The organism is Cohaesibacter gelatinilyticus, assembly GCF_900215605.1.
Taxonomy (GTDB): Bacteria; Pseudomonadota; Alphaproteobacteria; order Rhizobiales; family Cohaesibacteraceae; genus Cohaesibacter; species Cohaesibacter gelatinilyticus.
Genome location: NZ_OBEL01000007.1, coordinates 1 through 24,461 on the forward strand (window position 1 = coordinate 1; position 24,461 = coordinate 24,461).

The 24,461-nt window shown below is 52.2% G+C and carries 24 protein-coding genes; 9 read left to right on the forward strand and 15 right to left on the reverse strand.

Features of this window, described 5'->3' with window-relative positions; all coding sequences use genetic code 11:
- Together CRO57_RS24830 and CRO57_RS21070 are read left to right on the forward strand one after the other, a co-directional pair.
- On the forward strand, positions 1-831 hold an 831-nt coding region (locus CRO57_RS24830), incomplete at its 5' end, for a CdiA C-terminal domain-containing protein (protein WP_210200961.1).
- A 14-nt stretch (positions 832-845) separates the two neighbouring features.
- Positions 846-1,157 (forward strand): hypothetical protein, encoded by a 312-nt coding sequence (locus tag CRO57_RS21070; protein WP_097155502.1) that lies wholly within the window; start codon positions 846-848, stop codon positions 1,155-1,157.
- A 216-nt stretch (positions 1,158-1,373) separates the two neighbouring features.
- Here the strand turns inward: CRO57_RS21070 and CRO57_RS21075 are convergent, their stop codons facing one another.
- From CRO57_RS21075 to CRO57_RS21115, 9 genes are all read right to left on the reverse strand, one after another.
- Positions 1,374-1,583, reverse strand: coding sequence for a hypothetical protein (locus tag CRO57_RS21075; RefSeq protein WP_141401301.1), 210 nt, complete (start codon positions 1,581-1,583; stop codon positions 1,374-1,376).
- Positions 1,584-1,625: 42 nt separating this feature from the next.
- Positions 1,626-3,089 carry a vWA domain-containing protein gene (locus tag CRO57_RS21080; protein WP_097155504.1) on the reverse strand — a complete coding sequence of 488 codons (1,464 nt, stop codon included), beginning with the start codon at positions 3,087-3,089 and terminating at the stop codon, positions 1,626-1,628.
- Positions 3,090-3,100: 11 nt separating this feature from the next.
- Positions 3,101-4,438, reverse strand: coding sequence for a hypothetical protein (locus CRO57_RS21085; RefSeq protein WP_097155505.1), 1,338 nt, complete (start codon positions 4,436-4,438; stop codon positions 3,101-3,103).
- Positions 4,439-4,463: 25 nt separating this feature from the next.
- A complete protein-coding gene (locus CRO57_RS21090) occupies positions 4,464-5,039 on the reverse strand; it encodes a LemA family protein (protein ID WP_097155506.1) in 576 nt (191 codons plus the stop codon).
- A gap of 5 nt (positions 5,040-5,044) precedes the next feature.
- Positions 5,045-6,076, reverse strand: a complete 1,032-nt coding sequence (locus CRO57_RS21095) for a hypothetical protein (protein ID WP_097155507.1) — start codon at positions 6,074-6,076, stop codon at positions 5,045-5,047.
- A complete protein-coding gene (locus CRO57_RS21100; RefSeq protein WP_097155508.1) occupies positions 6,073-6,747 on the reverse strand; it encodes an SH3 domain-containing protein in 675 nt (224 codons plus the stop codon). The genes CRO57_RS21095 and CRO57_RS21100 overlap by 4 nt, the downstream gene beginning before the upstream one ends.
- Positions 6,748-6,757: 10 nt before the next feature.
- Complete coding sequence (locus CRO57_RS21105; RefSeq protein WP_141401302.1) at positions 6,758-8,287, reverse strand: SH3 domain-containing protein; 1,530 nt, start codon at positions 8,285-8,287, stop codon at positions 6,758-6,760.
- A gap of 78 nt (positions 8,288-8,365) precedes the next feature.
- The gene (locus CRO57_RS21110; RefSeq protein WP_141401303.1) at positions 8,366-8,929 is read right to left on the reverse strand and encodes a hypothetical protein; all 564 of its coding nucleotides are present in this window, start codon (positions 8,927-8,929) and stop codon (positions 8,366-8,368) included.
- An 11-nt stretch (positions 8,930-8,940) separates the two neighbouring features.
- Positions 8,941-9,342, reverse strand: a complete 402-nt coding sequence (locus CRO57_RS21115) for a hypothetical protein (protein WP_097155511.1) — start codon at positions 9,340-9,342, stop codon at positions 8,941-8,943.
- A gap of 304 nt (positions 9,343-9,646) precedes the next feature.
- Here CRO57_RS21115 and CRO57_RS21120 point away from each other — a divergent pair, with 304 nt between their 5' ends.
- Both CRO57_RS21120 and CRO57_RS21125 read left to right on the forward strand, forming a co-directional pair.
- The gene (locus CRO57_RS21120) at positions 9,647-10,414 is read left to right on the forward strand and encodes a helix-turn-helix transcriptional regulator (protein WP_141401304.1); all 768 of its coding nucleotides are present in this window, start codon (positions 9,647-9,649) and stop codon (positions 10,412-10,414) included.
- Positions 10,415-10,786: 372 nt separating this feature from the next.
- Entirely contained in the window at positions 10,787-12,265 is a 1,479-nt protein-coding gene (locus tag CRO57_RS21125; RefSeq protein ID WP_097155513.1) for a methyl-accepting chemotaxis protein, read from the forward strand.
- Between the two features lie 91 nt (positions 12,266-12,356).
- Here CRO57_RS21125 and CRO57_RS25030 read toward each other — a convergent pair whose 3' ends face one another.
- Positions 12,357-12,533, reverse strand: a complete 177-nt coding sequence (locus tag CRO57_RS25030; RefSeq protein ID WP_210200962.1) for a hypothetical protein — start codon at positions 12,531-12,533, stop codon at positions 12,357-12,359.
- A 6-nt stretch (positions 12,534-12,539) separates the two neighbouring features.
- The gene (locus CRO57_RS21130) at positions 12,540-12,737 is read right to left on the reverse strand and encodes a DUF3955 domain-containing protein (protein WP_097155514.1); all 198 of its coding nucleotides are present in this window, start codon (positions 12,735-12,737) and stop codon (positions 12,540-12,542) included.
- A gap of 235 nt (positions 12,738-12,972) precedes the next feature.
- Between CRO57_RS21130 and CRO57_RS24835 the strand changes: the two genes are divergently transcribed.
- The 4 genes from CRO57_RS24835 to CRO57_RS21150 all read left to right on the forward strand — a co-directional run bounded on the left by CRO57_RS24835 (position 12,973) and on the right by CRO57_RS21150 (position 16,716).
- The gene (locus tag CRO57_RS24835) at positions 12,973-13,545 is read left to right on the forward strand and encodes a hypothetical protein (RefSeq protein WP_170956201.1); all 573 of its coding nucleotides are present in this window, start codon (positions 12,973-12,975) and stop codon (positions 13,543-13,545) included.
- A gap of 49 nt (positions 13,546-13,594) precedes the next feature.
- Positions 13,595-14,197: a DUF4304 domain-containing protein gene (locus CRO57_RS21140; RefSeq protein WP_170956202.1), complete on the forward strand. Its 603-nt coding sequence runs from the start codon at positions 13,595-13,597 to the stop codon at positions 14,195-14,197.
- A gap of 507 nt (positions 14,198-14,704) precedes the next feature.
- The gene (locus CRO57_RS21145; RefSeq protein WP_097155517.1) at positions 14,705-15,820 is read left to right on the forward strand and encodes a TauD/TfdA family dioxygenase; all 1,116 of its coding nucleotides are present in this window, start codon (positions 14,705-14,707) and stop codon (positions 15,818-15,820) included.
- A gap of 122 nt (positions 15,821-15,942) precedes the next feature.
- Positions 15,943-16,716, forward strand: a complete 774-nt coding sequence (locus CRO57_RS21150) for a 2-keto-4-pentenoate hydratase (protein WP_170956203.1) — start codon at positions 15,943-15,945, stop codon at positions 16,714-16,716.
- Positions 16,717-16,833: 117 nt separating this feature from the next.
- Here the strand turns inward: CRO57_RS21150 and CRO57_RS21155 are convergent, their stop codons facing one another.
- The gene (locus tag CRO57_RS21155; protein WP_097155705.1) at positions 16,834-17,754 is read right to left on the reverse strand and encodes a LysR family transcriptional regulator; all 921 of its coding nucleotides are present in this window, start codon (positions 17,752-17,754) and stop codon (positions 16,834-16,836) included.
- A 205-nt stretch (positions 17,755-17,959) separates the two neighbouring features.
- On the opposite strand from CRO57_RS21155, the gene CRO57_RS21160 reads away from it, so the two are divergent.
- Positions 17,960-19,624: a GMC family oxidoreductase gene (locus CRO57_RS21160; protein ID WP_097155519.1), complete on the forward strand. Its 1,665-nt coding sequence runs from the start codon at positions 17,960-17,962 to the stop codon at positions 19,622-19,624.
- 64 nt (positions 19,625-19,688) lie between these two features.
- Here CRO57_RS21160 and CRO57_RS21165 read toward each other — a convergent pair whose 3' ends face one another.
- The 3 genes from CRO57_RS21165 to CRO57_RS21175 all read right to left on the reverse strand — a co-directional run bounded on the left by CRO57_RS21165 (position 19,689) and on the right by CRO57_RS21175 (position 24,406).
- Positions 19,689-20,240, reverse strand: a complete 552-nt coding sequence (locus tag CRO57_RS21165) for an RNHCP domain-containing protein (RefSeq protein ID WP_210200963.1) — start codon at positions 20,238-20,240, stop codon at positions 19,689-19,691.
- 575 nt (positions 20,241-20,815) lie between these two features.
- Positions 20,816-22,024 (reverse strand): GGDEF domain-containing protein, encoded by a 1,209-nt coding sequence (locus CRO57_RS21170; RefSeq protein WP_141401305.1) that lies wholly within the window; start codon positions 22,022-22,024, stop codon positions 20,816-20,818.
- A 96-nt stretch (positions 22,025-22,120) separates the two neighbouring features.
- Positions 22,121-24,406 carry a bifunctional diguanylate cyclase/phosphodiesterase gene (locus CRO57_RS21175; protein ID WP_097155522.1) on the reverse strand — a complete coding sequence of 762 codons (2,286 nt, stop codon included), beginning with the start codon at positions 24,404-24,406 and terminating at the stop codon, positions 22,121-22,123.
- Positions 24,407-24,461 lie beyond the last annotated feature (55 nt).

A 24,461-nucleotide genomic window follows, 5' to 3' on the forward strand; every position in this document is an offset into this window, starting at 1 on the left:
CTTGCCCTGACAGGCGGAACTGTCAATGGCCGCAACCTCTCGGCAAGTGAACTTCAATCATTCTCCGAGGCCCTCACATTTGCAGGGGTCAGAACCGTCCTGAACAGTGAGAGTGCAGAAGATGGAGAAGAGGGAGAGCGTCCCCCTCCTCGAATTGGTGACAATTCAATCCCGTCTGGTGTCGAACCTATCGATGAGGAACAACTGAAAGAAGAGCACGAGGGAAGTAGCGCTCAAGGTGAACGCATAGATGACAATCAGGAACTTGCTAAAGTCGAAAACTTTACATATGAAGTCGTTCTTGCGCAGCCAGATCCGGAAGATCCGGGCCCTCCAGAAGAATTGCTTCTGTATCGATCCTTTTTCTCGCAGGCTCTCAAAAAAACTATTGATGACCAGAGAGATAGAAAACGCAAAGGATCAATAACAGGAGTTCCAACTCCTCTACCTCAATCAAAAAAAGTGCACATTGATGCACGTCGACACTATACGAGAATAAGGCATGAGAGACGAGCGGGTTATATACTGGCGCAGACGGAGGACGTAATATTTCAACCCGAAGTAGTTCCTGACGATGGTCTAAGTATGAAATCTGAGCCAGATTATCGCATCAATGGAGATATTTGGGATTGCTATTCAATATTGGCAAACCAAACCTCCGCTGGAGGTATCAGATCCGGCATCTGGAAAAAAGTCCGCGGAAAACAACAAACAAAACGCTTAATTATTGATATGACTGAAACCCCAGTGACTTTGCAGGAACTGAGTGATGAACTCGCCCAACATCCCGTAAAAGGCTTGGTTGAAGTCATGATTATTGCAAGAAAATAAATGGAAACAGTAATATGTCACTTGATCTAAATTTCTTTTCCTCTCTTAGCAAAGACGAACTGGCTGAAAAACTGAAATATATACAGACCAAACATGCGCTTATCTTCCCTTCTGAATTTGGTATGTCTGAAGCATTTGACCCTGATGAATTTGATCATGATCTGCTTGCAAATATGGGGGTTACATTCAAAGTATCGAGCCATTTTATGGCTTGGCCGCGAAGAGGAGCGCAGGGATATTCTGTTAGCGACATGGTTGCTGCGGTCAAAGGTGAGTTTGAACCCGATCAAATCGTTGCACTCTGGGAAATGGATGCAATCATATAACCCGTTGACTGAAGCCAACGATGAAACCACACCGCCAAAACCGGACGGCCCGCGCTGTCCGGTTTTGCGTTGGGTCTCCTGAAATCCCGTCCCCTCGTTGTTATTGGTGTCTTTTCAGGATCTTTCACCAGACCCTGTCCTATTGCGCAAATATTTGATCTATCAGCTTTTTTTGAGGATTGCCAGCCGTCTGCGATCCATTGCTTGCAGGACTGTTCAAGCTGGGTTCGATAGGACGGGATCGCATATGCACCCGGCAGCACACATGATCTTCCTCTGCCCATCGTCCAGAAAGATGGCCTCATCGGGAAACATGGCCAGATCCGTGCAATCTGCAGTCACTGCGCAAGTGAGCAGGGCCGCGTCGATGGCACCAGTCGGGCCATCGTCAGCGCGCGGTTCCACCGGCAGGGTCATACCTGACAACAGCAACGCTGCAACGCGAAACCCTGCTCTCTTGCGCCCCCATCAGAACTGATCCCGGATGTGAACACGATCAACAAACAGGATGCTTTCGCCCTCTGATGGGGCCCGCTGAGCCGACATGACTTGCAGGGTCGCAGGCGCGCGAAGCAAGGTCACGGGCTCAGTGGAGATGGAAACACGTTCCTCGGGCTTATCCTTGTAAGCCGGGATGAGCGTATCCAGCCGGGCAGAATAATCCCGCCCGCGTTTCTGCAAGGTCAGGCTGGTCTGCCCACCTTGCGCAATGGCTTCGACAATCTCTGCCGGATGGGTGGCACCGCGATCACAAAAACCGCGCATATCAATCGCTTCGAAGACGTCCTTGCGGAACTCCACCCGTTGCGGCTTGCCATCTTTGGGGCCACTCAGATTAGTCAGCATCACAACAGGTCTGAGGCCACAACCGGTCCGCTCAAACAACAAGGATGCCGTGACCTGATTATTCTGATCACTATAGAGACCGATCAATGGCTCATCCCGACCTGTTTGGGCTTTCAGGGTGAAGTCGATGCTCAGATCAAAGTCACCAGAGGGCAAATCCTGCTCCAGCAACATGCGGTTCAGGGCCTTGTCTTCCTCAAACCAGTGATGCTCGCTCACCGCCGCCAGAATGAGATTGCTGTCCGTGAGCTTGCGCAAGATGGGCGCATCCTGCAGAACCTTCCAGTGCGCGGCCAGATCCGGCGCATCGAAATGATCTTCAAAGAAAGCCTTGGCCGGTTCTGGCAGCCCAGATGGTTCTGATGGCTCTGGCGGAGCAAAGTCATCATCCGATGGCGCAATCTCATCAATCTGGCTGACTTCTTCCAGCGCCCCTGCCAGCTCCTGGGCATTGCTGGCACTGAGATATCGGCCGCCGGTCTGATCGGCCATACATTGCAATTGCGCGATATCCTCTGGCGCGGCCACATCAAAGCCAACCACATGGGCGGTGAAATTCACCCCATCGGCTTCCAGCTGGCTTGCCACCGCGCATGGATCCAGATTGCAGGTCTCCTTGCCATCGGAAACCAGAATGACGGTCGCCGCTTCCTCGGTATGGCGCAATTGCCGCGCTGCTTCCTTCACCGCAGCGCTGAGCGGTGTCTTACCCTTTGGCGAGATGGAGCGAACCGCCCCGCGCACCGCATCCAGACTGCCGGGCGCCGGGCTGACCAGCGTTTCGATATCATTGCAATCGCCCTTCACCCGATGCCCATAAGCCACCAGACCCAGCGAAGAAGACGGGTCCAGCTGCCCCAGCAGATCAGACACAACATCACGGGCAATCTGGATCTTGGCCTTGCCATCAATCTTGCCCCACATGGAGCCCGATGCATCCAGCACAATCACTTTGGCCGGACTTTGGCTGGCCTTGGCCTGATCACCGATGCTGGTCTGCGCAACAACAGGGGCAGACATCATGGACAGAGGCAATCCGGCAAGCAGGGCGGAGCGCAGCAAAGCATTTTTGAAAAATTCAGCCATGGTCCCGCCTCCTAATTGGTTGAAAGGGAATAATGTTCGACCATCACGACGGCTTCGTCCTGATCGTGAGAGCCTTCCGAGATATGCAGGAAGGCATTGGAGAGAGGCTCAAAATGGCTGAACTCATCGCTGACAAAGCGCAAAGGCTGATCCTTGCCCACTTCCAGTTCGGCCCGATAGAAAAGCCCGCTCTTGGCAAGGGACAGAACAGCCCCTTCCTTCTGCAGACGAGCGAGAATGGCATCCGCCTTCTTGCGTGGCTCCTCCCCACAATGGCTATGCAACCATCTATCCTTGAACAGTGAATATTCCACCAATGTGGTGTGCGAGCGCTCTTCCATGCCACGCAACGGGCGGCGATTTTCGACCGTCATCCAAAGATTGTGACCACAGCCATCCTTGCGCATCATCAGATTGGCAGCGAGATAGCGGTCTTCAGACTCGCGCAAGCCAATGGAGACTTTCTCATGGCCGGTCTTGATATCGATCCGTGCCTTGGTCTCGATGCGAAAATCCTCATCCGGAATAGCTCCATCGCGCAGAAACAGATTGCTCAGATCACTATTTTCCAGATGCTCGGGATGGCGGCTGCGATTGATCACCATCAGCTCGCCATTCTCAACCAGATAGAGATTGCGATCCTCATTCTCGACGCGCCAGCCAGCACCCAAGTCACTACCATCAAAATCCGCCTTGAACGCAGTCAATTGCGCAGGCTTTGACGGCTCAACAATAGCTTCTGTCTGACCTTGAGTAGGGGCAGGCGCCGCTTCAGTTTGCGTGGATGCCTGCTGATCCGGTTTGGCTGGAGCCGATTGATCTGACGTTTGCTCCGCAGCCTTCTTTGGAGCCTTCAGGGTTGTGTCCGCCTTGCCATCCAGCAAGGACCAGGTGCCCGCAGCGTCTTCACCGGTGATATTGACGATCTGCATGCCGACGCCATTTTTGATCACATCGATCTTCAGCAGATTGGACTTGCCCTCATTGCGCACGATCACCAGATAGCGGCGGCTGTCATTGGGGCCATCTTTTGCCTTGCCGGAAATCTTGTAATCCTCGACCTTTGCCGTTTTGCCCCCGGTCAGTGGATGCACCCGTTTGCGCAAGGCATCGAGCTTCAGCATGGATTGATATTCAAAGAAAGGCAGACGCATTCCGGCATTCTTGATCACGCCGGGCATGCCAAAGTCAGTCATGGTCTTATGGGCCGTGAAGAGTTTTTCCAGCATGTCCTTGCCTTCATCGGCAAGGGCGGCAGGCGAGGTAATCAGCGGCAGGCAAAGCGCACTTGCCAGACCAAGGCGACGGGCCAGTTTGCCGGGTTTGAATTGTGAAATATGAGAAAGCATGTCAGTCTCCGGGCTTGCGGGACAATTACAAATCAATGGAAGGGGCGGTTTGCATGGCGGCCAAATCGGCTTCGGGCAGTTCGAAGGATTTGCTGCGTTCAAAACCATGACGCGGGCCGATCATGTTGCCGGGAAAGCTCAAAAGCCGCGCATTATAGGCCTGCACATTGGAATTGAAGATCCGGCGCGAGGCCGCAATCTGATCCTCGGTTTCTTCCAACTGCTTTTGCAGGGTTTCGATATTGCCCGTGGCCTTGATATCGGGATAAGCCTCGGTATAGCCAAAGATGCCTTGCAAGCCAGAGCTCAAGGCCACTTCCGCTTCGCCGATGGCATCACGATCCTCCCCCGCCAGGGCAGCAATAGCTTTTTCACGCGCTTCCAGAACACGATCCACAAGTGTCTCTTCGTGAGACATGGCGCTTTTCACGGCCTTGACCAGACCCGGCACCAGATCATGGCGACGCTTCAGCTGCACCTGAATGCCATACCAGCCCTCCTCCACCTTGGTGTGACCGGTGGCAAGGCCGTTGAAGCTAATGATATAGATGAAAGTGAGAAGTCCGCTTGCCATAAGCAGCACGACGATAAGTGCAAACATGGGCCTTACTCCGCATAAATTTTGAAGGATTGAGCCGCTTCGGCAAAGTCTTCAATCAGGTTGATCAGATAGTCATCCAGCACGTCGTCATCTTCGCTCATGATGGTTTGATATCCGGCGAGATAGACAATATCGCCATCGATGATGACCTGCGCTTTGTAGCGCTCCCAAAGATCGATCAGCACCGTCTGCAAAGCTGGTGTCAGCGTGCGAATGAGCGGCAAGCGCGAGGCTTCGCCATCCGGATCATCCGTGACACTGATATGAAAGATGTCATTGAAGGCAACAGACTCGGTCTGCACATCCTTGCGGTTTTTCATGACCGGAGGCTCGGCGAACAATTTGGCACGAATCCCGATATCCCGGTCCAGCCGATAGGCAGTCACCATGGTGAAGGTATAGCCAACATCCTGGCCGGTGCGTTTGGCTTCCGGCCCCCCGAAAGTTTGAAGGCTACCGGCCGCCAGCCAGAAAGGAAGGCCATAGCGCCGCGTGCGCCCCCAGAAGATGGCCCGCACAACGGTCGGAATCGGTTGCCCGAACCGCGCTCGCATCAAATCCGGCACGGTCGCATAAGCTGGCTCAATCTTGGGATCATAGCGCCGCTCACGCTCATAAGTTCCATCACTCTTCTTCTTTGTGACATCACTATCCGATGGTGGCCTGACAGTCACAAAGCCCCAGCCATGGCGCTCCGCTACCTTGAAGAAGCGATAGCGCTCCCGGGCATGCTCTTTGCTCAACCAGGAAAACAGTGCCAACAGCAGGACCGAAATTGCCAGAGCCGGCCCTGCATAATAAGCCGCTGTAATCCAAAGAAAACCGATCATGATGCCAACCGCCGAGAGCAGCAGCACCGTGACGACAAAGCTTTGGATCTTGGCCGGAACCTTGATGCCCTTGCCGGGATCTTTGAATGTCTGACGCTGAAACGGCACAGTCCCTTTGAAAGGATCCCACATAGTGGAAGGAGGCTTGGAGTTGGCCTGCCCGGTTGCAGGCGCATCTGATGAAACAGCTTGGTCAAGAACACTCATTGGCTCACTCCCACATAGCGCAAGGATGCCCAGCCTCGATAGCTGCCAATGGACAGAGCCGCCCAGCCATTTTGACGTTTGTGAATGGTCAGCCCGCAGGTGCCAGCCTTGATCCGCGCCAGAACCCCATAAGAGCCACCCGGACCAGCCCGCAGATTGAGCAGGCCATTTTGCGAAATGTTCTGAACACAATGACCACCTTGTCCAAATCCGGGTCCGGCCTTTTTGGGCGCGCGGGAGACATCATGGGTGCGAGGCTGAAAGCTCAGATGCGCCACATCGATATCGTGACGATTGTCCACCACTCGACAGCCCGAGCGTGCCAGCACCGGCGCGGTGCCGGTGAGCACGAAGGTCTTGCCGGGGCGATAATCGCCATAGACATAATAGGGGATGGGTTTACAGCCCTTGCGAAACAGGCGCGCCTGCCCATCCATATAAGCCCCGCCATCCAGCTTGCCGGTGAACAGGATCGTGCCTTTGCGAATGCCAATATTGGATAAGCCCGGACGCGGCAGACGATATTTGATGGTCACACGCTGCCCATTGCGGGTCAGCTCCACCGCCGAACCATTATGATTATAGACCCGCGTCTCTGCCATGGCCGGTAACGCAACCGATAGTGTCATGGCCAAGGAGGCAAGGCCGATATGTTTGATCACTTGGTTCATTATTCTCTCCCTAGCGATCTAAAATTGGATCTAGATAAATGCCGATGACAAAGCCACGCAGGCCCTCGTGATCAATCTCGCACCAGCCACGGGCCAGAAAACGCCGCTTGGTTCCCAGATCGGCCCGATCAAAGGCCACCGGATTGATATTGGGCCTGCATCCCAGAACCAGAATCTCGCTGGCATTCCAGGCGAGCGTGCCGACAGAAGAGGACGAACGATCAGGGGCAGAGCGCACCGCCAGCTGACGCCCTTCCGGCACATTGCGCATGCGATAGGCCGGGCCAGTCACGCCAGAGCCGGGCATATCGCCTTCAATCGGCTCCTCCGCCGCAAAGTCGGACGGATCGCTGGTGATGCCTGATGATTGGCCCGATGCTTGGCCAGATGATTGATCAGAAGAGCCGCCAGTGGCAGGTCCACTCTTGTCCCGTGTGAGCCTGACAAGCTGCCAGTGACGATCCTGTATCAAGGTGCCCTCAAGCTGATCAGCCGCACCATTGGCAAGAGACAGAAGCAGGCGAGGTTTGCCCTGTTTCTGCCCCACAAAACCAAGAGCCAGATCCAGAGCAGACGGTCCTTCCTGCATCAGCAGGATGCCGACATTTTGCTGCATACCGCCCCATTTGGCGGCCAGACGACCACTGCCCATCACGCTGCCATTGCTTTGACGATTGAAACGCAACTTGCCCAAGGCCTTGCCATTCTGACTGCGTAAGTACCAGAGCCCGGTCAGGCCAAACATGGAAGATGATGCCTGGCTGGGTCGCGCAGGGCGATAAGGGCTAATGCCCTGTCCACTCGCCTGAAAACCACCAGCCTGTTTGCCACCAGCATTGCCAGTCCCAGACCAATTAGCCCCAGACCTTTGGGACCATACGGCTTTGCGCTCATCCTTCTTGATCGGATAATTGCGGGCAAAGCCCTTGTCCGCCAAAACACCAAGCATCCGCTTGGGTCGCTCGACCAGTTCTTTCAACCGATCCGGCCCGCACATTGCCAACTGACAAAGATGCTTGGTCTCACTGGCCCGTCCAACCAGGTCCACACCGCGCGCATAATGAATGAGCCGTGCCCAATAGCCAGTGGGGCTGCCAGCCTTGCGATCCAGGATCAGCAGACGACTGGGGCGCTCATCGGCAAAGCGAAAAGCAATCACCGCACGATTTCCGGTATAGCGCACCCCTGCACTTTTGATATCAAAGGCCATTCGGTCGCCAGAGGCAAAGCGCTTGGCCAGCTCATCACAAAAGGCCGGGTGCAGACTGCGCGGGCATTTGGGCTTGGCTTTCAAGGCAAAGATCGACAATTCGGCCTGTCCGGCGCGCCCGCCTTTCAGCTGATCCAGATTGAGCGTGATCTCGATATCCCTGGACCCGCTCTGGATAGAATAGCCCCCATGCCACGGCCCAAAGGCCTGTTGTGCATGAACAGCGGTGGCGGCAGCAGAAACCAACCCGACACAGACGGTCAATGCAACAACAAGGGCATAAAAGACCCGGCGCAGGACGGACGAAAGATAGGAACAGCATGTCTGCAAAACAGCTCTCCTTCCAAAATCAAAATGATGATTTGGCAAGGCGGTCATGCCGCCTCGCTGCTTACGCAGTTGGCATGCTTACTTGCTGCAAACATCCCGGCCCTGTTTCACCACATAGCGATAACCACTTGGGCATGTCAGCTTTCGGAAATGAGGCGCAGGAAGCACCTGGAGACTACCCCGTGTCCGCCGCCAGGAAACCTCGCAGACATCGCGCTTGCGAGACATGCTCATGTTGTTTCCACCATCCACAAACATCGTATAGACAGCTCGGTGCTTGTTGCCATTGTCGCCCGATCTCTGAGGACAGAGCGTTCGAGTGGTTTTGGCCTTTTGCGCCCGGCAAGGCAGGCCACTGGCCACACATGTCTTGCGGGCTCCACCGCGACAGATAAGCTTACGTCCCGGTACATGCGCCCATTGAGCATAGGCAGCATTTCCAAAACGACTATAGGCAACATTGAGAAAAGCCTGCACAGCATTTTTTTCAGCTTTGCTTTGCCGAAGCGCCGTCTTGCCCGTAGCCTTCATCACATGCACGCAACCTTTGGCCTTTGCTGGTTCTGACATCATCAAGGGCATCAGAACCATGGCAGCAACAAGCAAACGCAAGGAATTGGTCAGGTTATTTGATCGTCTCATCACACCCACCCTCACTTCCTGAACCAGGTACAACGATTGGATTTCGCCGTTTGATAATCCGGCTCAGGCAGACACTTGTTATTGACAGAGAGATAGTTGTTCTCGGGACGACGACATGGACGCGCAATGATATAACAGCGATATTTGCTTCCAAGTATTTCGCAGGTCTTGTTGTTCGAGGACTTGATAGCCCGAACCAGCCCCATGGTCTTTCCATACTTGTTGCGCACCACATCTGCCCAAGCGCGTTTCGCCTTACGGATGGCCTTGTTGCGGGTGTAATCCGTTGCAACGCCTCGCGCTGCATGAATGGTGCAGACCTTGCCAAAGGCAAAGGATGGCGTGGTGACAAAAACGGACAAAGCCACAGCCAGACCGGCTGCTGCCAAAATGCATTCTTTCTTCAATTGCATAACCCCTAGATTTCACGTGGATGTCCAGTCCGAATTTTCGGTCTGTCATCTGGGCCAAAAGGCCAAAAACGTGATCGCGCGCCCCATCACCATTTAGGGGTAACCAGAGGGGAAAAATGGATCCATATATGGAATTCCATATGAGCACTGCAGCATTTCAGGGCCAGATTCCGACAAATATTTGATTTTGTAAATGAAATAAGAACTTGAATCCTTTGCATCTTTGAAGTGTAATTTGTAGAAAATTTGCACATCCAATTTCTTCCCCTTGGGAAAACCAATTTATTTCCTCGGAGCCAGACAATTGCAAAAACCAATTGCGGATGACCCGCTCTTGTCCCTGACCGAAAGCCTTTCCGGCGTTACATGCGTGAATGAAGTCTGGCAAAGGGCCGGCAAGTTTCTGGACAGCAATGGCATAGATCTCCCGATCTATATGTTCATGCGCCCAAGCGCGCCCGAGGACCGGCCTCTGGCCATGGCCAACATGCCCAAATGGTGGATGGATTATTATCTGGATGAGGACCGCGCCCGCCACGATCCCTTCTTCAAGACCTGCACAACCTATACCGCCTTCATGACCGGCGCCGATTATCTGGACGACAATCAGCATATGCTGGAGAAAGATGAGATCCGCTTCATTCAGGAAGCATCCGAGACCGGTGTGCGCAGCGGCCTGTCCAGTCCGGTAAAATTGATCAATCCGGGTCATTTCGGTGGTTGGAATTTCGGCTCCAGTCTGAAGCGGACCGAGTTTGACAAGATCACCCAACTCAATGGTCAGAGCTTGCGCCTGGCTGGCTTCATCATTCATGATCATTTGCAGGAAGCAGCCTTCCGCCAGATCGATCAGGATCAGTCACAGATCCAGACTGGCATCCTGTCCAGTCGCGAGCGGGAATGCTTGCTTTGGCTTGCAAGCGGTTTCAAATCCGCCCAGATAGCAGAAAAACTAGGTCTCGCCTTGGTCACCGTCGACATGCATTTCAAGAATGCCCGCAAGAAGCTGAATGCCGCGACACGCGAAGAAGCGCTAGCCAAATCCATTATCAATGGCGAAATCAACTTGTGACAAATTCATGAAACAGATCCTGATTTGGTATGAAACCAATTTCATCCAAAGTAATACCAAAGTATCCATAGTTGAACAAAATGCATTTTATACTGGGAATTACGTACAATTCATGGCTGAAAATCAGGTAAATGCCTAATTTCTGAGCAGTTTTCAATAAAATACAACCTATGTGATTAATCATTAAAGAATATATATATAAAGAGGTAAATACTTATAACTTAACAATGATTTCCATTTTATTTACTATTTATCGGTAAAAATTTACTCGGACCATGAATTTATATTAAGAAATTTCGGGGATTGGGTGCGAGTTTCTTAATGAATACAACTTAGCATTATTGGCAACTGCTAAGCACCGGGGACAAAGATATGTTGAAATCATTAAACGGAAATAGTCAGTCTATCCTGGATGCGCTTGGTCGATCCCAGGCAATGATTGAATTCAAGCCAGATGGAACCATCCTGACAGCCAATGAGAATTTCCTCGGTGCTGTAGGCTATTCACTGGAGGAAATTCAGGGCCAGCATCATCGTATGTTTGTGGATCCTGCTTACGCAAACAGCAATGAATACAAGAGCTTCTGGTCCGATTTGGCCGATGGCAAATTCAATGCAGCAGAATTCCAGCGGTTTGGCAAAGGCGGCAACGAAATCTGGATTCAGGCTTCCTACAATCCGGTCATGAACAAATCAGGCAAGGTCGTACGGGTCGTCAAAATTGCAACCGATATCACCGAGCAGAAACTGCGCATAGCCGATATCGAAGGCCAGATCAATGCCATCAATCGCTCTCAAGCCGTGATTCATTTCGAACTGGATGGCACCATTCTGGATGCCAACGAGAATTTCACCGGTGCCGTTGGTTATTCCCTTTCCGAGATCAAAGGTCAGCATCACCGCATGTTTGTGGACCCATCCTATGCGGCCAGCAGTGAATATCGCCAATTCTGGGAAGAGCTCGCACAAGGAAAATTCAAGGCGGATGAGTTCAAGCGCTTTGGCAAAGGCGGCAACGAGATCTGGATTCAGGCTTCCTACAATCCGATCTTTGATGCAGCGGGTCGCCCGTTCAAGGTCGTGAAATTTGCCACCGACATCACCGAGCAAGTCATGGAACGTCAAAGACGTGCCGAAACACAGGCCAAGATCGATGATGATTTGAAAGCAGTGAGCGGCTCGATAGCCGGCGCGGTTGAGCAAGTTGCAAGCGTTGCTTCCGCGTCTGAGGAAACCTCATCCAACGTGCATTCCGTTGCTGCTGCCTCGGAAGAGCTGGTTGCCTCCATTGGCGAAATCAGCCGTCAGGTGCAGGTGGCACTGGAAGTCTCGCAAGATGCCGTGGGCGAAGCCTCCCGCTCCAGTGAAATCATGTCCGGCCTCTCCGAAGATGCCAAGACCATCGGTTCCGTGATCGAGTTGATTGAAGGCATTGCAGGCCAGACCAACCTGTTGGCCCTCAACGCTACGATTGAAGCTGCCCGAGCGGGCGAAGCAGGCAAAGGCTTTGCCGTTGTGGCATCCGAGGTGAAGAACCTTGCTTCACAGACCAGCAAGGCAACGGAAGACATTTCCTCTCAGGTCAATTCCATTCAGGAAACAACTCAGGAAGCGGTTTCCGCCATTGAAAAGATCATGTCGGTCATCGGCAATGTCGGCGAGATTGCATCAAGCATTTCCACCGCAGTCGAGCAGCAATCCTCGGTCACCAATGAAATCTCCTCCAATATGCAGTCCGCTGCACAAGGAGTAGAACTGATCACAGCCAATATGCAGTCCATCTCTTCTGCAACTGGTGAGATCGACACGGCGACCTCAAATATTCGGGAAGCCTCTCGTTCTCTGGCCTGATCGAACCGAAAGTCATAAGAGAAAAGCGCCATCTGACCATCAAGTCAGTGGCGCTTTTTACACGAAGGCTCTCTGGTGTTCAGTTGATCCATCATTTGAAAACTTTGCGTGTCAGTCGATCATCAAAACAGAGCTCTGACTGATCCACGATCCAGTTTCTGTCCAGAAATAGCAGCAGAACCTGAACGGCATCCCTCTTCACATGATCCACCAGTCGCCAATCCAGCCAGGTGGCAAGGCATTGTTCATTGACCGGGTATTCATTCAAAATGCTCTAGGAGAGCCATTTTCGCCATATGAAATAGCCACCCAGACTGATCAATCCCAGAAAACCGCATAGCCATGCCATAGGCAGGAAGAAGCTTTCTTGCAAAACTCCGGCAGCATCTATCGAGCCATAGAAAGCCATTTCAAGCAAAGCGGACAAACCTGCCATCAGAAGCAGAAAAATTGCAAGCCGTTTCAAATACATAACTCATATCCACTTGTCATTGATGCAAACACGCGATCGAATTCAAGTCAGCGTTGTAGAGCCACAATATTGCGAAATTAGGGCCTGATGGTTGCAGCCGGGCACTCGGCGCTTTATACCCGCCTCATGAGTGAGCGCATATCGACCAATCGTGACCGACGGCCCGGCATGGATAAGGTGAAAAGCCAAGCCGCTTCATCTGTCAGCACTTTGGAAAACAGGGAGTTCCGACCTCATGAAACATATGTCTGTGCTGACCGCCTTGCTGATCATGACCATGTTGAGCGGATGTTCGTCCATCAACAATCAGGCACAATCTTTCGGCGATAAAACAACGCGCTATTTCGCCCAGAAGAATATCGGCAAGCCTTATGCAGAGGTCGCGGGTCAACGAGACTTCACACTGGAGCGCAATCCGATCATCGGCAAATATGTCGGCAAGCATCAATTGCAAAATGGCCAAGTAATCTATTACCACCAAACCCGTCAGGAATCCGGCAATTCCTCTACATCCCTCGGCTCCGTCTCCTTTGGCGATCAGGGCGTGCGCTATGATCATTATGCCTATCTGGTCTCGCCTACCGGCATGATCATCGACTTTGCCCATAAGCGTAGCAACACCACTCACAGCACAGTCGGCTATGACGCCGGACTTTTATCGACCGAATTTGCAGGCAACGAGGTCAATGACAAGGACATCCAGCAGGTGGATGATTTCATCACCTCATCCGGCGCCAGCATCCGCAGCTGGTATCAAACCGCCAGCCTCGGCGCCGCCCCTGACCAGACCGCTTTGCCTGTCCAGTAAGGGTTCTCACACAAAACTGGCTTCACCTATCAAAACAGAGCAAGCCGATATGATTGATCAAATAGTTTCCCAATATATTGCAAAAAACCTGAAAGCAAATGGCTTCAAAAAGAAGAGACTAACTTGGAACAAAAGAATTGGAGAGTATGTCCAAGTCGTCAACGTGCAGAAAAGTCAGTGGAATACGGAAGAGGATATTTCCTTCACGATAAACTGGGGAATATCATTTGATTATGTGTATCAAGCATTATGGGGAAAATCTCCTCCCCTATTTATCTCCGAGACTGACTCCTTTCCAAGGTTCCGCGTTGGAAATTTGCCAATTGTCGATAAAAAACTATCCGAGATATGGTGGAATTGCGATCCCGACACAGGCATTGAGCCAATCGGAGCAGAAATTATCAAACAAATGGAAGAGGTCATTCTTCCCAACCTCGAGAAGCTCTCGAACTACAAAGAAATCTGCAATCTTTATGCCCTCCAGACCTTTCATATTCCTCCGATAGAAAAAGTGCAGCTGGCAACAATACTTCACTCTCTGGGAAAATATGAGGAAGCGGAAACCCTGTTTGATGAAGTAAGCTCCTACTCCGACAGTCATTCAACACTCGTCAGCAAAGTTCAAAAAAGGCTCCATTCCACAAAGCCTTGATAGCAGATATATCCGACTTTTCCTCCATTTGGTTCGCCGGAAATAAACCCTATGCCACGGCAACCAGCCGATCCCCCACATCCTCTATGCTGCTCTGCACATTGATCTTGCGCTTTTTATGGTGTTTCCTGATCCTCCGAACTCAGTGTCTGATTTGATAAAAGTCTCTCACTGAGACTTTTAAAAGCGAATTCTTATCCGAAAAGTCTGCAACTTTTCGGGAACCCGCTATAGGCTGCATGTTCAGCCCTCTCCCCCTCCCAACCGCCCACAAGGGTACCATCTCGGGTGGTTGGGAAGGGGAGAGGGCTGGCTCAGGACTTTAAAATCAGGCTCACAAATGAGCGAAACAAGGATTAGGACCAAGAGTATCTGATGAGAGGTTTGGTGTCTGGAGAGCGTGCCGCATCGGCACCCTACGGCAAGACCCAGGAATGGTGGCCACCGCCCCAGGGCTGATCACGCACGATCAACCTCCAGCAAACAAATCAAATCACGGATATCTCGATGACCATTTCGAACCTGACCGTTCGGGACAACATGCTCGTTGTCACCTGGACGGATGAAAGCTGCACGCAATTTCCCCCTATCTGGCTCCGCGACAATTGCCCTTCCGGCCTCCACCCGGACACGCAAGAGCGCCTGCTGGATCTACTTTCCGTAGAGGAAGAGCCCATCCTGACCGCTGCCAATCAAGACGGCGATGTGGCTGTGCTGGCGTATGAAGACGGCCATGTCAGCCAGATGCCCATCAGCCTGATGAATGCCCATCGACCCGGCCAGCGCGCCTTTGATGCAGCAAAGCAGCCTGAGATCTTTTGGCGCGCAGATCTGGGTGCAGAGGGTATACCCCGCCATGCCGCCACTCCTATATTGGCCGATGATGAAGCCTTGCAAAGCTGGATGCAGGAGACCGCAAAATATGGTCTGGCCATCGTTCATGATGTCGAGGACCACGTGGGTGCTGGCGTGGAACTGGCCGAGCGCATCGGCTTTTTGCGCAAGACCAATTTCGGCACCACCTTCGAGGTGATCAACAAGCCCGATCCAAACAATCTGGCCTATACCTCGATTGCCTTGCCGCTTCATACCGATCTGCCCAATCAGGAAGTGCCTCCCGGCTATCAATTCCTGCATTGCCTTGCCAATGAAGCAACCGGCGGTGGCTCCATCTTTGCTGATGGCTTTGCCATGGCGGGAGATCTGCGCAATGAGGATCCGGAAGCGTTTCGTCTTTTGTGCGAGACACCGATCCCGTTCCGCTTCCATGACAAGGATGCGGACATTCGCGTCCATCATCCGGTCATCGATCTGGCAGCGGACGGCAGTCTGCGCGAAATTCGCTATAACGCTCATATTGCCGCGATCTTTGATATGCCAGCAGACATCATGCCCGCCTTCTACAAGGCCTATCGCGCCTATATGGCCAAGACACGCGACCCGAAATATCGCCTGACGCTGAAGCTGAAAGCCGGTGAAATGGTGGTGTTCGACAATCGCCGCGTCTTGCATGGCCGAGAAGCCTTCGACCCCTCAACCGGCTTCCGTCACTTGCACGGTTGCTATGTGGATCGGGGCGAATTTTTCTCTCGTCTGCGACTGCTAAGCCCAAGTCAGGATTAAGGGCTAATCTGACTGAGCATGGCATCATTCGGTGCCATGCTCCCTATCGTCTCGCCTTGCTTTCCATGATGGTTCAAGTAGGATGGCACTCTCACCTATGTTCATCTTTCTTGGATTACCAAATGTCTTTGCAAAATACCGCCCGGATTCTGGCCGAAGCCCGCACCAATGGCATCCGTCTGGAGAGCTACCCCGCTGATGAACCAGCCAATATTGCCGAAGCCTATGCAGCACAAAAACATATGATCGAAGCAATACCAGCGCCGGTTACCGGCTGGAAGGTCGGCTTCACGTCTGAAACCGCCCGCAAGGCAGCCTCCATTTCCGAGCCTCTCTCCGGGCCTTTGTTCGAAAACTCAATCTATGAGGATGGCAGCACAATCAAAATAAAAGAAGGTGACTTGCTGCTTCTGGAAGCAGAGATTGCCTTCACTCTGGCATCCGACCTTGGTCCGAGACAGCACCCCTATGAGCGCCAGGACATCACAAAAGCCATCCAGAACGTCCTCCCCATCTTCGAGTTGGTCAACAAGCGCCTTCCCGGTACAGTGAAAGAAAAGCCGGAATGGCTCATTCTCGATGGCAATATCAATCAGGCCATCATTTGTGGACCAGCCCTTGCCTATGACGCCAGCATGCAGTTGCCAGATGAGACTGTCAGCGTGTCGGTGAACGAAGAAAAACAATCAGATGGCATCGGCTCGAACGCCATGGGCGATCCAGTCTCTGTTCTGGTTTGGCTGGCCAATCATATGCGCGAGCGCGGCATCACCATGAAAAAAGGCGACCTGATTGCCACCGGACTGGTCTCCGACCTCATCGAATGTCAGCCAGGCGATCACATTCAAGCGGACTTTGCCAGCTTGGGCACGGTCACAATGTCTCTGTCAAAATAGAGAGAGAGTTGAACCCAAAAGCCCTGCCCTTTCCCCCTCCCAAAGTGCCCACAGGGGTACCATATCGGGTGGTTTGGGAGGGGGAGAGGGCTTGGCTCGGCACTATAAAATAAGTGACTAGCGCTCTTCCCAGATGCGCTTGATCAGCTCCAGCAGCGCGACGACGCTTTTGTCATCTTTGTTTTGCTCCAGAACCACCAAGCCAAGACAGGCAGGAATTGAGATATTGCGTGCAACGGCAAGGCCGAAGGATTGCTTTTCATGCAGAGCCATGGAGGCACGGCAAAGACTGAGGCCGACGCCAGAGCGCACCATTTCCAGCATCGAGGCTTCCTGATCCACCAGCGCCACGATATTCTGCTTGCAGTCATGCTCGGCGAAAATGCGGCGCAAAAGCCGGTTATGCAGCGAGACCCCCGGTGTGCCAATCCATGGCAGGGCAGCAAGCTTAGGCCAATCGGCATCTTCAATGCGCTTCTGCCACCCGGCGGGCGCAATGACATTGTAATTGAAGTCTGCAAGCTTGATGAAATGCACCGCTTCCGCACCATCGTTCGAGGGCGAAAAATCCTCATCCGGACAGCTCAGATAAAAGCCGGCATCAATTTGCTTGCTTGCCAACCAAGTCAGGATCTCACCGCTCACCCCATGGCTCAGCTCCGTCTCGATATAAGGATATTCTATAGACAGAAGCTTCAAGAGCTGTCCAAGACGAATGAATTCCGGATCGACAATGGTGCCGATCTTCAGACTTCCGGTTATATTCTCCTGTCTTGTGCTGGCCACTCGCACAAAGTCATTCATGGCACTGAGCACTTTTTCAGCCTCGGACAACAGCGCCGACCCATCGGCGGTAATCTGCAATCCTTTGGCGGTTCTGACGAACAAATCGAGGCCTGTCTCCTCACTCAGTCGCTTGATCTGGTGGCTGATTGCCGGTTGTGTGAGATTGAGTAACTCAGCCGCCCGCGACACACTTCCCTCGCGTGCCACGGTCACAAACGCCAATATGCTGTTTATATTTGAAAATCTCGCCATATAAAAAACTCTAATATAATTCATAGGGATTTGTCATTAGCTTTCTCGCTCCACTCTTCGTAAATCTCAAAAGCCTGAATTTAAAGTCCTGAGCCGAGCCCTCTCCCCCTCCCTAACCCCGCCCACGAGGGTACCATGACGGGTGGTTTGGGAGGGGGAGAGGGCTGGCGATGCGACCTAAAAGAGCAAGGGATGGAGGATAGCTATGAGCGCGATATCAGAATTCGACTATGTGGTTGTGGGGGCAGGATCAGCCGGATGTTTGCTGGCCAACAGGCTGAGCGCCAATCCTGACAACAGGGTCCTTCTGATCGAGGCTGGCGACCCGGACACCTATCCATGGATCCATATTCCGGTCGGCTATCTTTATTGCATCGGCAATGCACGCACAGACTGGATGTATCAAACAGAACCAGCCAAGGGCCTGAATGGTCGCACCCTGATCTATCCCCGTGGCAAGGCCTTGGGCGGCTGCACCTCCATCAATGGCATGATCTATATGCGCGGTCAGGCCCGCGACTATGATAATTGGGCCAAACTGACCGGCGAGGATGCCTGGAACTGGGAAAACTGCCTGAAAGATTTCAAGGCCCATGAAGACCATTATCGTCTGGACAATGGAGCCGATCCCAAAAGAGCAGATGGCAGCAATTTCTCCGATCTGCATGGCCATGGCGGCGAATGGCGCATCGAGAAGCAACGTTTGAGCTGGGAGGTGCTGGACAGTTTCGCCGATGCTGCCGAACAGACTGGTATTGAAAAGACAGATGATTTCAATGCTGGCGACAATAGCGGCGTTGGCTATTTCGATGTGAACCAGCGCAAGGGCTGGCGCTGGAATGCCTCCAAGGCTTTCCTCAATTCCATCAAGTCCCGCCCCAACCTGACCATCTGGACCAGATCCACGGTCGACAGCCTGACCTTTGCGCAAAGCAAAGATGGCAAGGCCATTTGCTCTGGCGCGCGCATAAACAAGGATGGCAGCAAGATCGAAATTCGCACCACAATAGAGGTCATCCTTTCTGCCGGTGCCATCAACAGCCCAAAGATCCTGCAGCTTTCCGGCATTGGCCCAGCTGACTTGCTGAAATCCAAAGGCATCGATATCGTGCTGGACGCACCAGCCGTTGGTGAAAATCTGCAAGATCATCTGCAAATCCGCGCCATCTACAAGGTCAGCAACACACGCACACTGAACACCCTGACCAACAGCCTTGTCGGCAAGGTCAAGATCGGGCTGGAATATATGTTCAAACGCTCCGGCCCCATGAGCATGTCCCCCAGCCAGCTTGGTGCTTTCACCCGCTCGGACGCGGACAAGGAACATGCCAATCTGGAATATCACATCCAGCCGCTCAGTCTGGAAGCCTTCGGCGAAGACCTGCATGACTTCCCGGCCATCACCGTCTCGGTCTGCAATCTGAACCCGACCAGCCGTGGCCATGTCCGCATCAAATCGGCCGATCCCTCAGAACCACCGGAAATCGCGCCAAATTATCTGGATACAGACGAAGACCGCAAGATCGCCGCCGACAGCTTGCGCCAGGTTCGCGACATCATGGGTCAAAACGCCATGCAGCACCATGAGCCAATCGAATATAAGCCGGGCATCCAATATCAAAGCGATGAGGAATTGGCCAAACTGGCGGGCGACATTGCCAGCACCATCTTCCATCCGGTCGGCACCGTTAAAATGGGCAAGGAAGACGACCCCACCGCAGTGCTCGATCCGCATTTGCGCGTCAAAGGCATTGGTGGCCTTCGTGTGGTGGATGCTTCCATCATGCCCGAAATCACCAGCGGCAACACCAGCTCGCCGATCATCATGATCGCCGAAAAAGCCTCTCGCTGGATTCTCGCCGGTCAATAAAAGCCAGCATCAGATGAAAGAGAAAAGTCCCCTTACGAAGTTACATCGCAAGGGGACTCTTTGATTAGAAAACACCCTCCATATTGCTTTTGCCGAAGATGGCAGTGCGCAATTGGGGCAGCTCTTGGTCAGAGATCAGACTGACGCCCGCCTTCGAAATCAGAGCCTTGGTGTGTGGCGGCAGGGTTTCCTGCTTGTCCAGCAAGGCAAAGATGCCATCGGTGCAATCGTCTCCGGCGATGCGGTTGATATTGATCTCGCTGCAGCATTTGCAGGAATGAACAATCATCACATCGCCACTCCTTGGGCGACCATATTTGTCAAAGCCATTATGCTTGAAGGTCAAGCCAATGGGCTCCATACGCCCCTGACAGTCAGAGGCCCGGTTGCCCGGCTTGGTATCGACATGCAAGGACCAGAGACAACTTGGGCAATGATTGCGATGGACAGTGCCGATGCCATCGCTTGGGAAGATCATTTGCCGACAGTTCGCACAGCGAAAGGGCTTGTTGAGCACTTGCCATCTTTTCTGTCGATGCTGTTTGCCTTTGCGTTTGTGGTTTGAATTTTCGTGTTTGTTCCAGGTATTACGTACGGTCTTGCTAGCGTGTTTCACTTTTCTACCATTCTTCATCAAGAGGATGAAAAGGCAGACAAAAATCTCGAATTGGTACGGACCATAAGCCGTGCAGATGCGTCAGCTCACAAGCAGGTACTACAAGACATGCAGATGCCAGCAAGCGAAACCATCACGCAATAGACGCGCCGGGTCCGTTTCTATTTGTTACTTCAGAGAAATATGGATCGAAAGATTTTGCTGCCGAAGATGGCCGCTCAAACTCGATAATGCGCGTCTCATTGGATTGCCTCACAATCCAATGAAAAAGATTCGCACCAGCAAAAAGCCGGACCATTCAAGGTGAATTCAATTCACCGCGATATGGTCTGGTCTCGCCAGACTGTCTATCGACGTTCAAACGTCCCATGGGCACCGACGAGAACCGATGCCGGGCAGAGCACAAACTCATTGTTAGAAGACTTGTACATAAAATCCCTTCTCTCAAAATCCGCCGTCATCTAGCACCAGACTTTCCACCAACACAACCCGATACGGACTGGTTTTGAAGGCCTGTTACCCAAATACAACAGAAAAGGAAAGGGAAAAGAAGGTGACGGGAAAACATACCGCCATCAAACGACTTGCTCGGCTTCCTTGCGCTGACGTTTGTCTTCATACATACGCTCATCGGCAAGGCGCAGCATCTGTTCCTTGTCACCACCCGCTTCGCGATAAGTGGCAGCGCCAAGGCTGACACCAAGACAGTCAAAGCCCGCATGGATCAGATGATCCTGCAACATGGACCGCATATCATTGAGCATTTTGCCGCGCCAGCGCGCGGGCCGGGAAGATAGAATGACAAACTCATCCCCGCCATAGCGATAGATCTTGCAATCTGAGCTACACAGCTCGCTGGCTTTTTCGGCAATCCTGATCAGCGCCCGATCGCCAACCTCATGACCATGTTTGTCATTGAGCATCTTGAAGCCATCCAGATCCAGAAAAACAATGGCGCAATCACCGTCACTTTGTTTGATATCCTCAAGACGCATGGGAAAATCTGCATCAAAAGAACGGCGATTACCGATGCCGGTCAGCGGATCTGTCAGCGACATTTCCCGGCTGGTCACCAGCTCCTGTTTGGCATTTTCCAGCTCCAGGAAAATCCCAAGCTCGGTACAAAGCACGCCCATGATGCTGCTGGTGGCTGAGATATCGACATCCTCGCTATCATGCAGCATATAGATATGGCCGATTTCCTTGCCACAGGGCGCGCGATAAACCAGTCCGGCATAATTCTGCGCGCCCAGTTCACCTGCCGCCTTGAAACGTTTGCCGACATTGTTCAGATAGACGAAATTCTGCGCATCACGCACCACTTCACAAGGGGTATCGGCAATATCCAGAATGATCGGTCCATAAAGTGCACCCTCTTCCAGAAAGGCATCGATCTCAAAGCGCTCATCATCCAGATAATGAGCCACAGCAATCCATTTCCAGCCAAGCTCGCGATACAACAGACGGGCCGCCGCTTCTGGCGCTTCCACACCATTTTGCACCTGACAAGAAAATTCGGCTTTCACGCGCTGGACCCGTTGATCCAGCCCAAGTTCGGCCTTGCAAATAATGATGATGGTGTCGTCTTGCGGATAGGAATAGAGAAGCCAGCTGCGCGTCGAGAGGGTCAGTTCACATATATTTTGCTTCTCAGCCGCCTCAAATATGGCCGACAAGTCTTCCCGAGGGATGTCCGATGCGCTCTGATTGAGATAGACCAATCGTCGGTCAGATGCCAAAATCATCACGGCATCGGTGAGATGGTCAAAATATGCGTATGACAAAGCTGTGTCCACTCACCAGATCTTTTCCGGATAAGTTACCAACCAAAGATTAATTTACACTAAATCATTGTTTCACATAGAAAATTTCAATTTAAACTATGCACTCAAAGCAGCTGCAACCGAATGCACGAATTTCAGCCGGTCCGCCTCGACAGGTCGTGAGAAATAATAGCCCTGAATTTCATCACACCCCAAAGCGCGTAACAATTCCAGCTGGTCTCTATTCTCGACGCCCTCAGCCAGCACTTTCAGATCCAGACTATGGCCCATGGCGATAATGGCGGAAATGATGGCAACCAGACTTTTGTCACTCATCACGTCTCTCACGAAGGACTGATCGATCTTGATGACGTCAACCGGGAAATGGCGCAGATAGTTCATCGAGGAATAGGCAACACCAAAATCATCAATTGACAGCGAAAAGCCGAGATTTTTAAGCGCTTTCAAGAGCCGCGCCGAATGATCCGGATCCTCCATCAGCCATGTCTCGGTGATCTCCAACTCAACCCGTTTGGTATTCACACCGGTCTCCTTGACCATGTCTTCCAGGCGGGACAGGAAAATCGGCGACATCAATTGTCGACCGGACAGATTGATTGAAACCCGTTCTGGCGCACCTTCCAGACCTTCCCAGGCGACCAATTGCTCAAAGACAGATCGCAAGGCAAATTGGCCCAATTCACAAATCTGACCGGTTTCTTCGGCAACCGGAATGAACTGCCCCGGACTGATCATGGTTCCATCATCCAGACGCCAACGCATCAAGGCTTCCGCTCCCACAACGCGTTCATCATTGGCGGAATGCTTGGATTGATAGACCATGAAGAACTGATCTTCCCTCAATCCCTTATGCATCAACGCCATCATGGCCGCTTCACAATCGGCCTTTTCGCAAAGCGCATCATGGAAAAACTCCACTCTGTTGCGCCCCTCGGACTTGGCATAATAGGTCGCAAGATCGGCATTACGCAGCAAGGTCTTGCTTTCCTCGCCATGATCAGGATAAAGGGCTACGCCAATGGAAGCGGAAATTCTGACTGGCTCCCCTTCAATCTCGTAAGGGTGCCCAATGGCAGAAATGATCTGATTGGCGATCTGGTCACTGGTTAGAACAATACTGCTATTCCTGTCCGAATATCTGACCAATATGCCAAATTCATCACCGCCCAGACGAGCAGCAAAAGCATTCCTGCCAGGAAGAGCGCGCAAACGATCAGCCACTTCGCGCAGCAATTGATCTCCAGCGGCATGGCCCATGCGATCATTGACAGCCTTGAAACCATCCAGATCCATGAACATCACGGAGAAACGAGCACTTTTGTCACGTTGCTGGCTCAGAACCTTCTTCAACTCGTCCTGAAAATGCGTACGATTGGGCAAATCAGTCCCCGCATCATAATAGGCCAGACGATTGATCCGCTCCTCGGCATATTTACGCTCCGAAATATCCGAGAAGATCATGATATAATGTTTGTTTTCCCCGGTAGAGGGATCCACGACACCTTTGATGGTGCAGTCAACGGGAAAAATCTTGCCATTTTTGGGCTTGACCCATAACTCGCCGGACCAGAAACCGGTCTTGAGCAACTGAATGGTCAATGCACGATAAAATTCGTCATCTTCACGGTCCGAGCGCAACAGGAAGATATGCTGCCCTTGCGCATCACTCTCACTCCAGCCGGTCATGGTCTCAAAGGTACGATTGGCCTTGATGATCTTCCAGTCATTTTGCACGATGACAGCAATATCATGGCTGTTTTGAAACACACTCGACGACAGGCGCAATTCCTGCTCAATCAGCTCTCTTTCGATCTCATGGGAAATCCGCTCGGCAAACAAACGCAAAAGTGGCAGATTCCAGTCATTCAGATCCAGCGGCTCAGTATCACAAATAACCACAAGACCAATCGCCGTACCCTGACTGTCTTTCAGGACACTGCCATAATAACTCGCCAGTCCCATATCCTGTAAAAGCTCGTCATCAGGATATCTCGCACAGAGCCCTTCATCCACATACAGCTCACCTTTTTGCAACACTTCCTGACAAGGGGAACCACAGAGCGGATAGACCATATTCGACGTAAGCTCACCATCAACAAAACAAGAGATCGTCTCTATATGACTTCTGTCGTTCAAATCCTGTACTTTGCCGATGAAGGCATAACGACTGCCATAAGCCACGGAGATCTGTTCGACACATTTGGCAAGAAAAGTATCAATCGATTGGCTAGGTTCCGAGACACTCAAAAGCGCCTGAAAAGCTCTGCGAAACGTATCATCATGCACACAACCAGGTTTGCCCAAACCTCCTCCGACACTGGCCAACGCCTTGCCGATGGGCAGAACAAGATCTGATCCAGACTGTTGCTTATTGACTGTCATATTGACCACTCATCAGAATAACGGGCCTATCCTTCAACGCAGGTAATATTCAAGC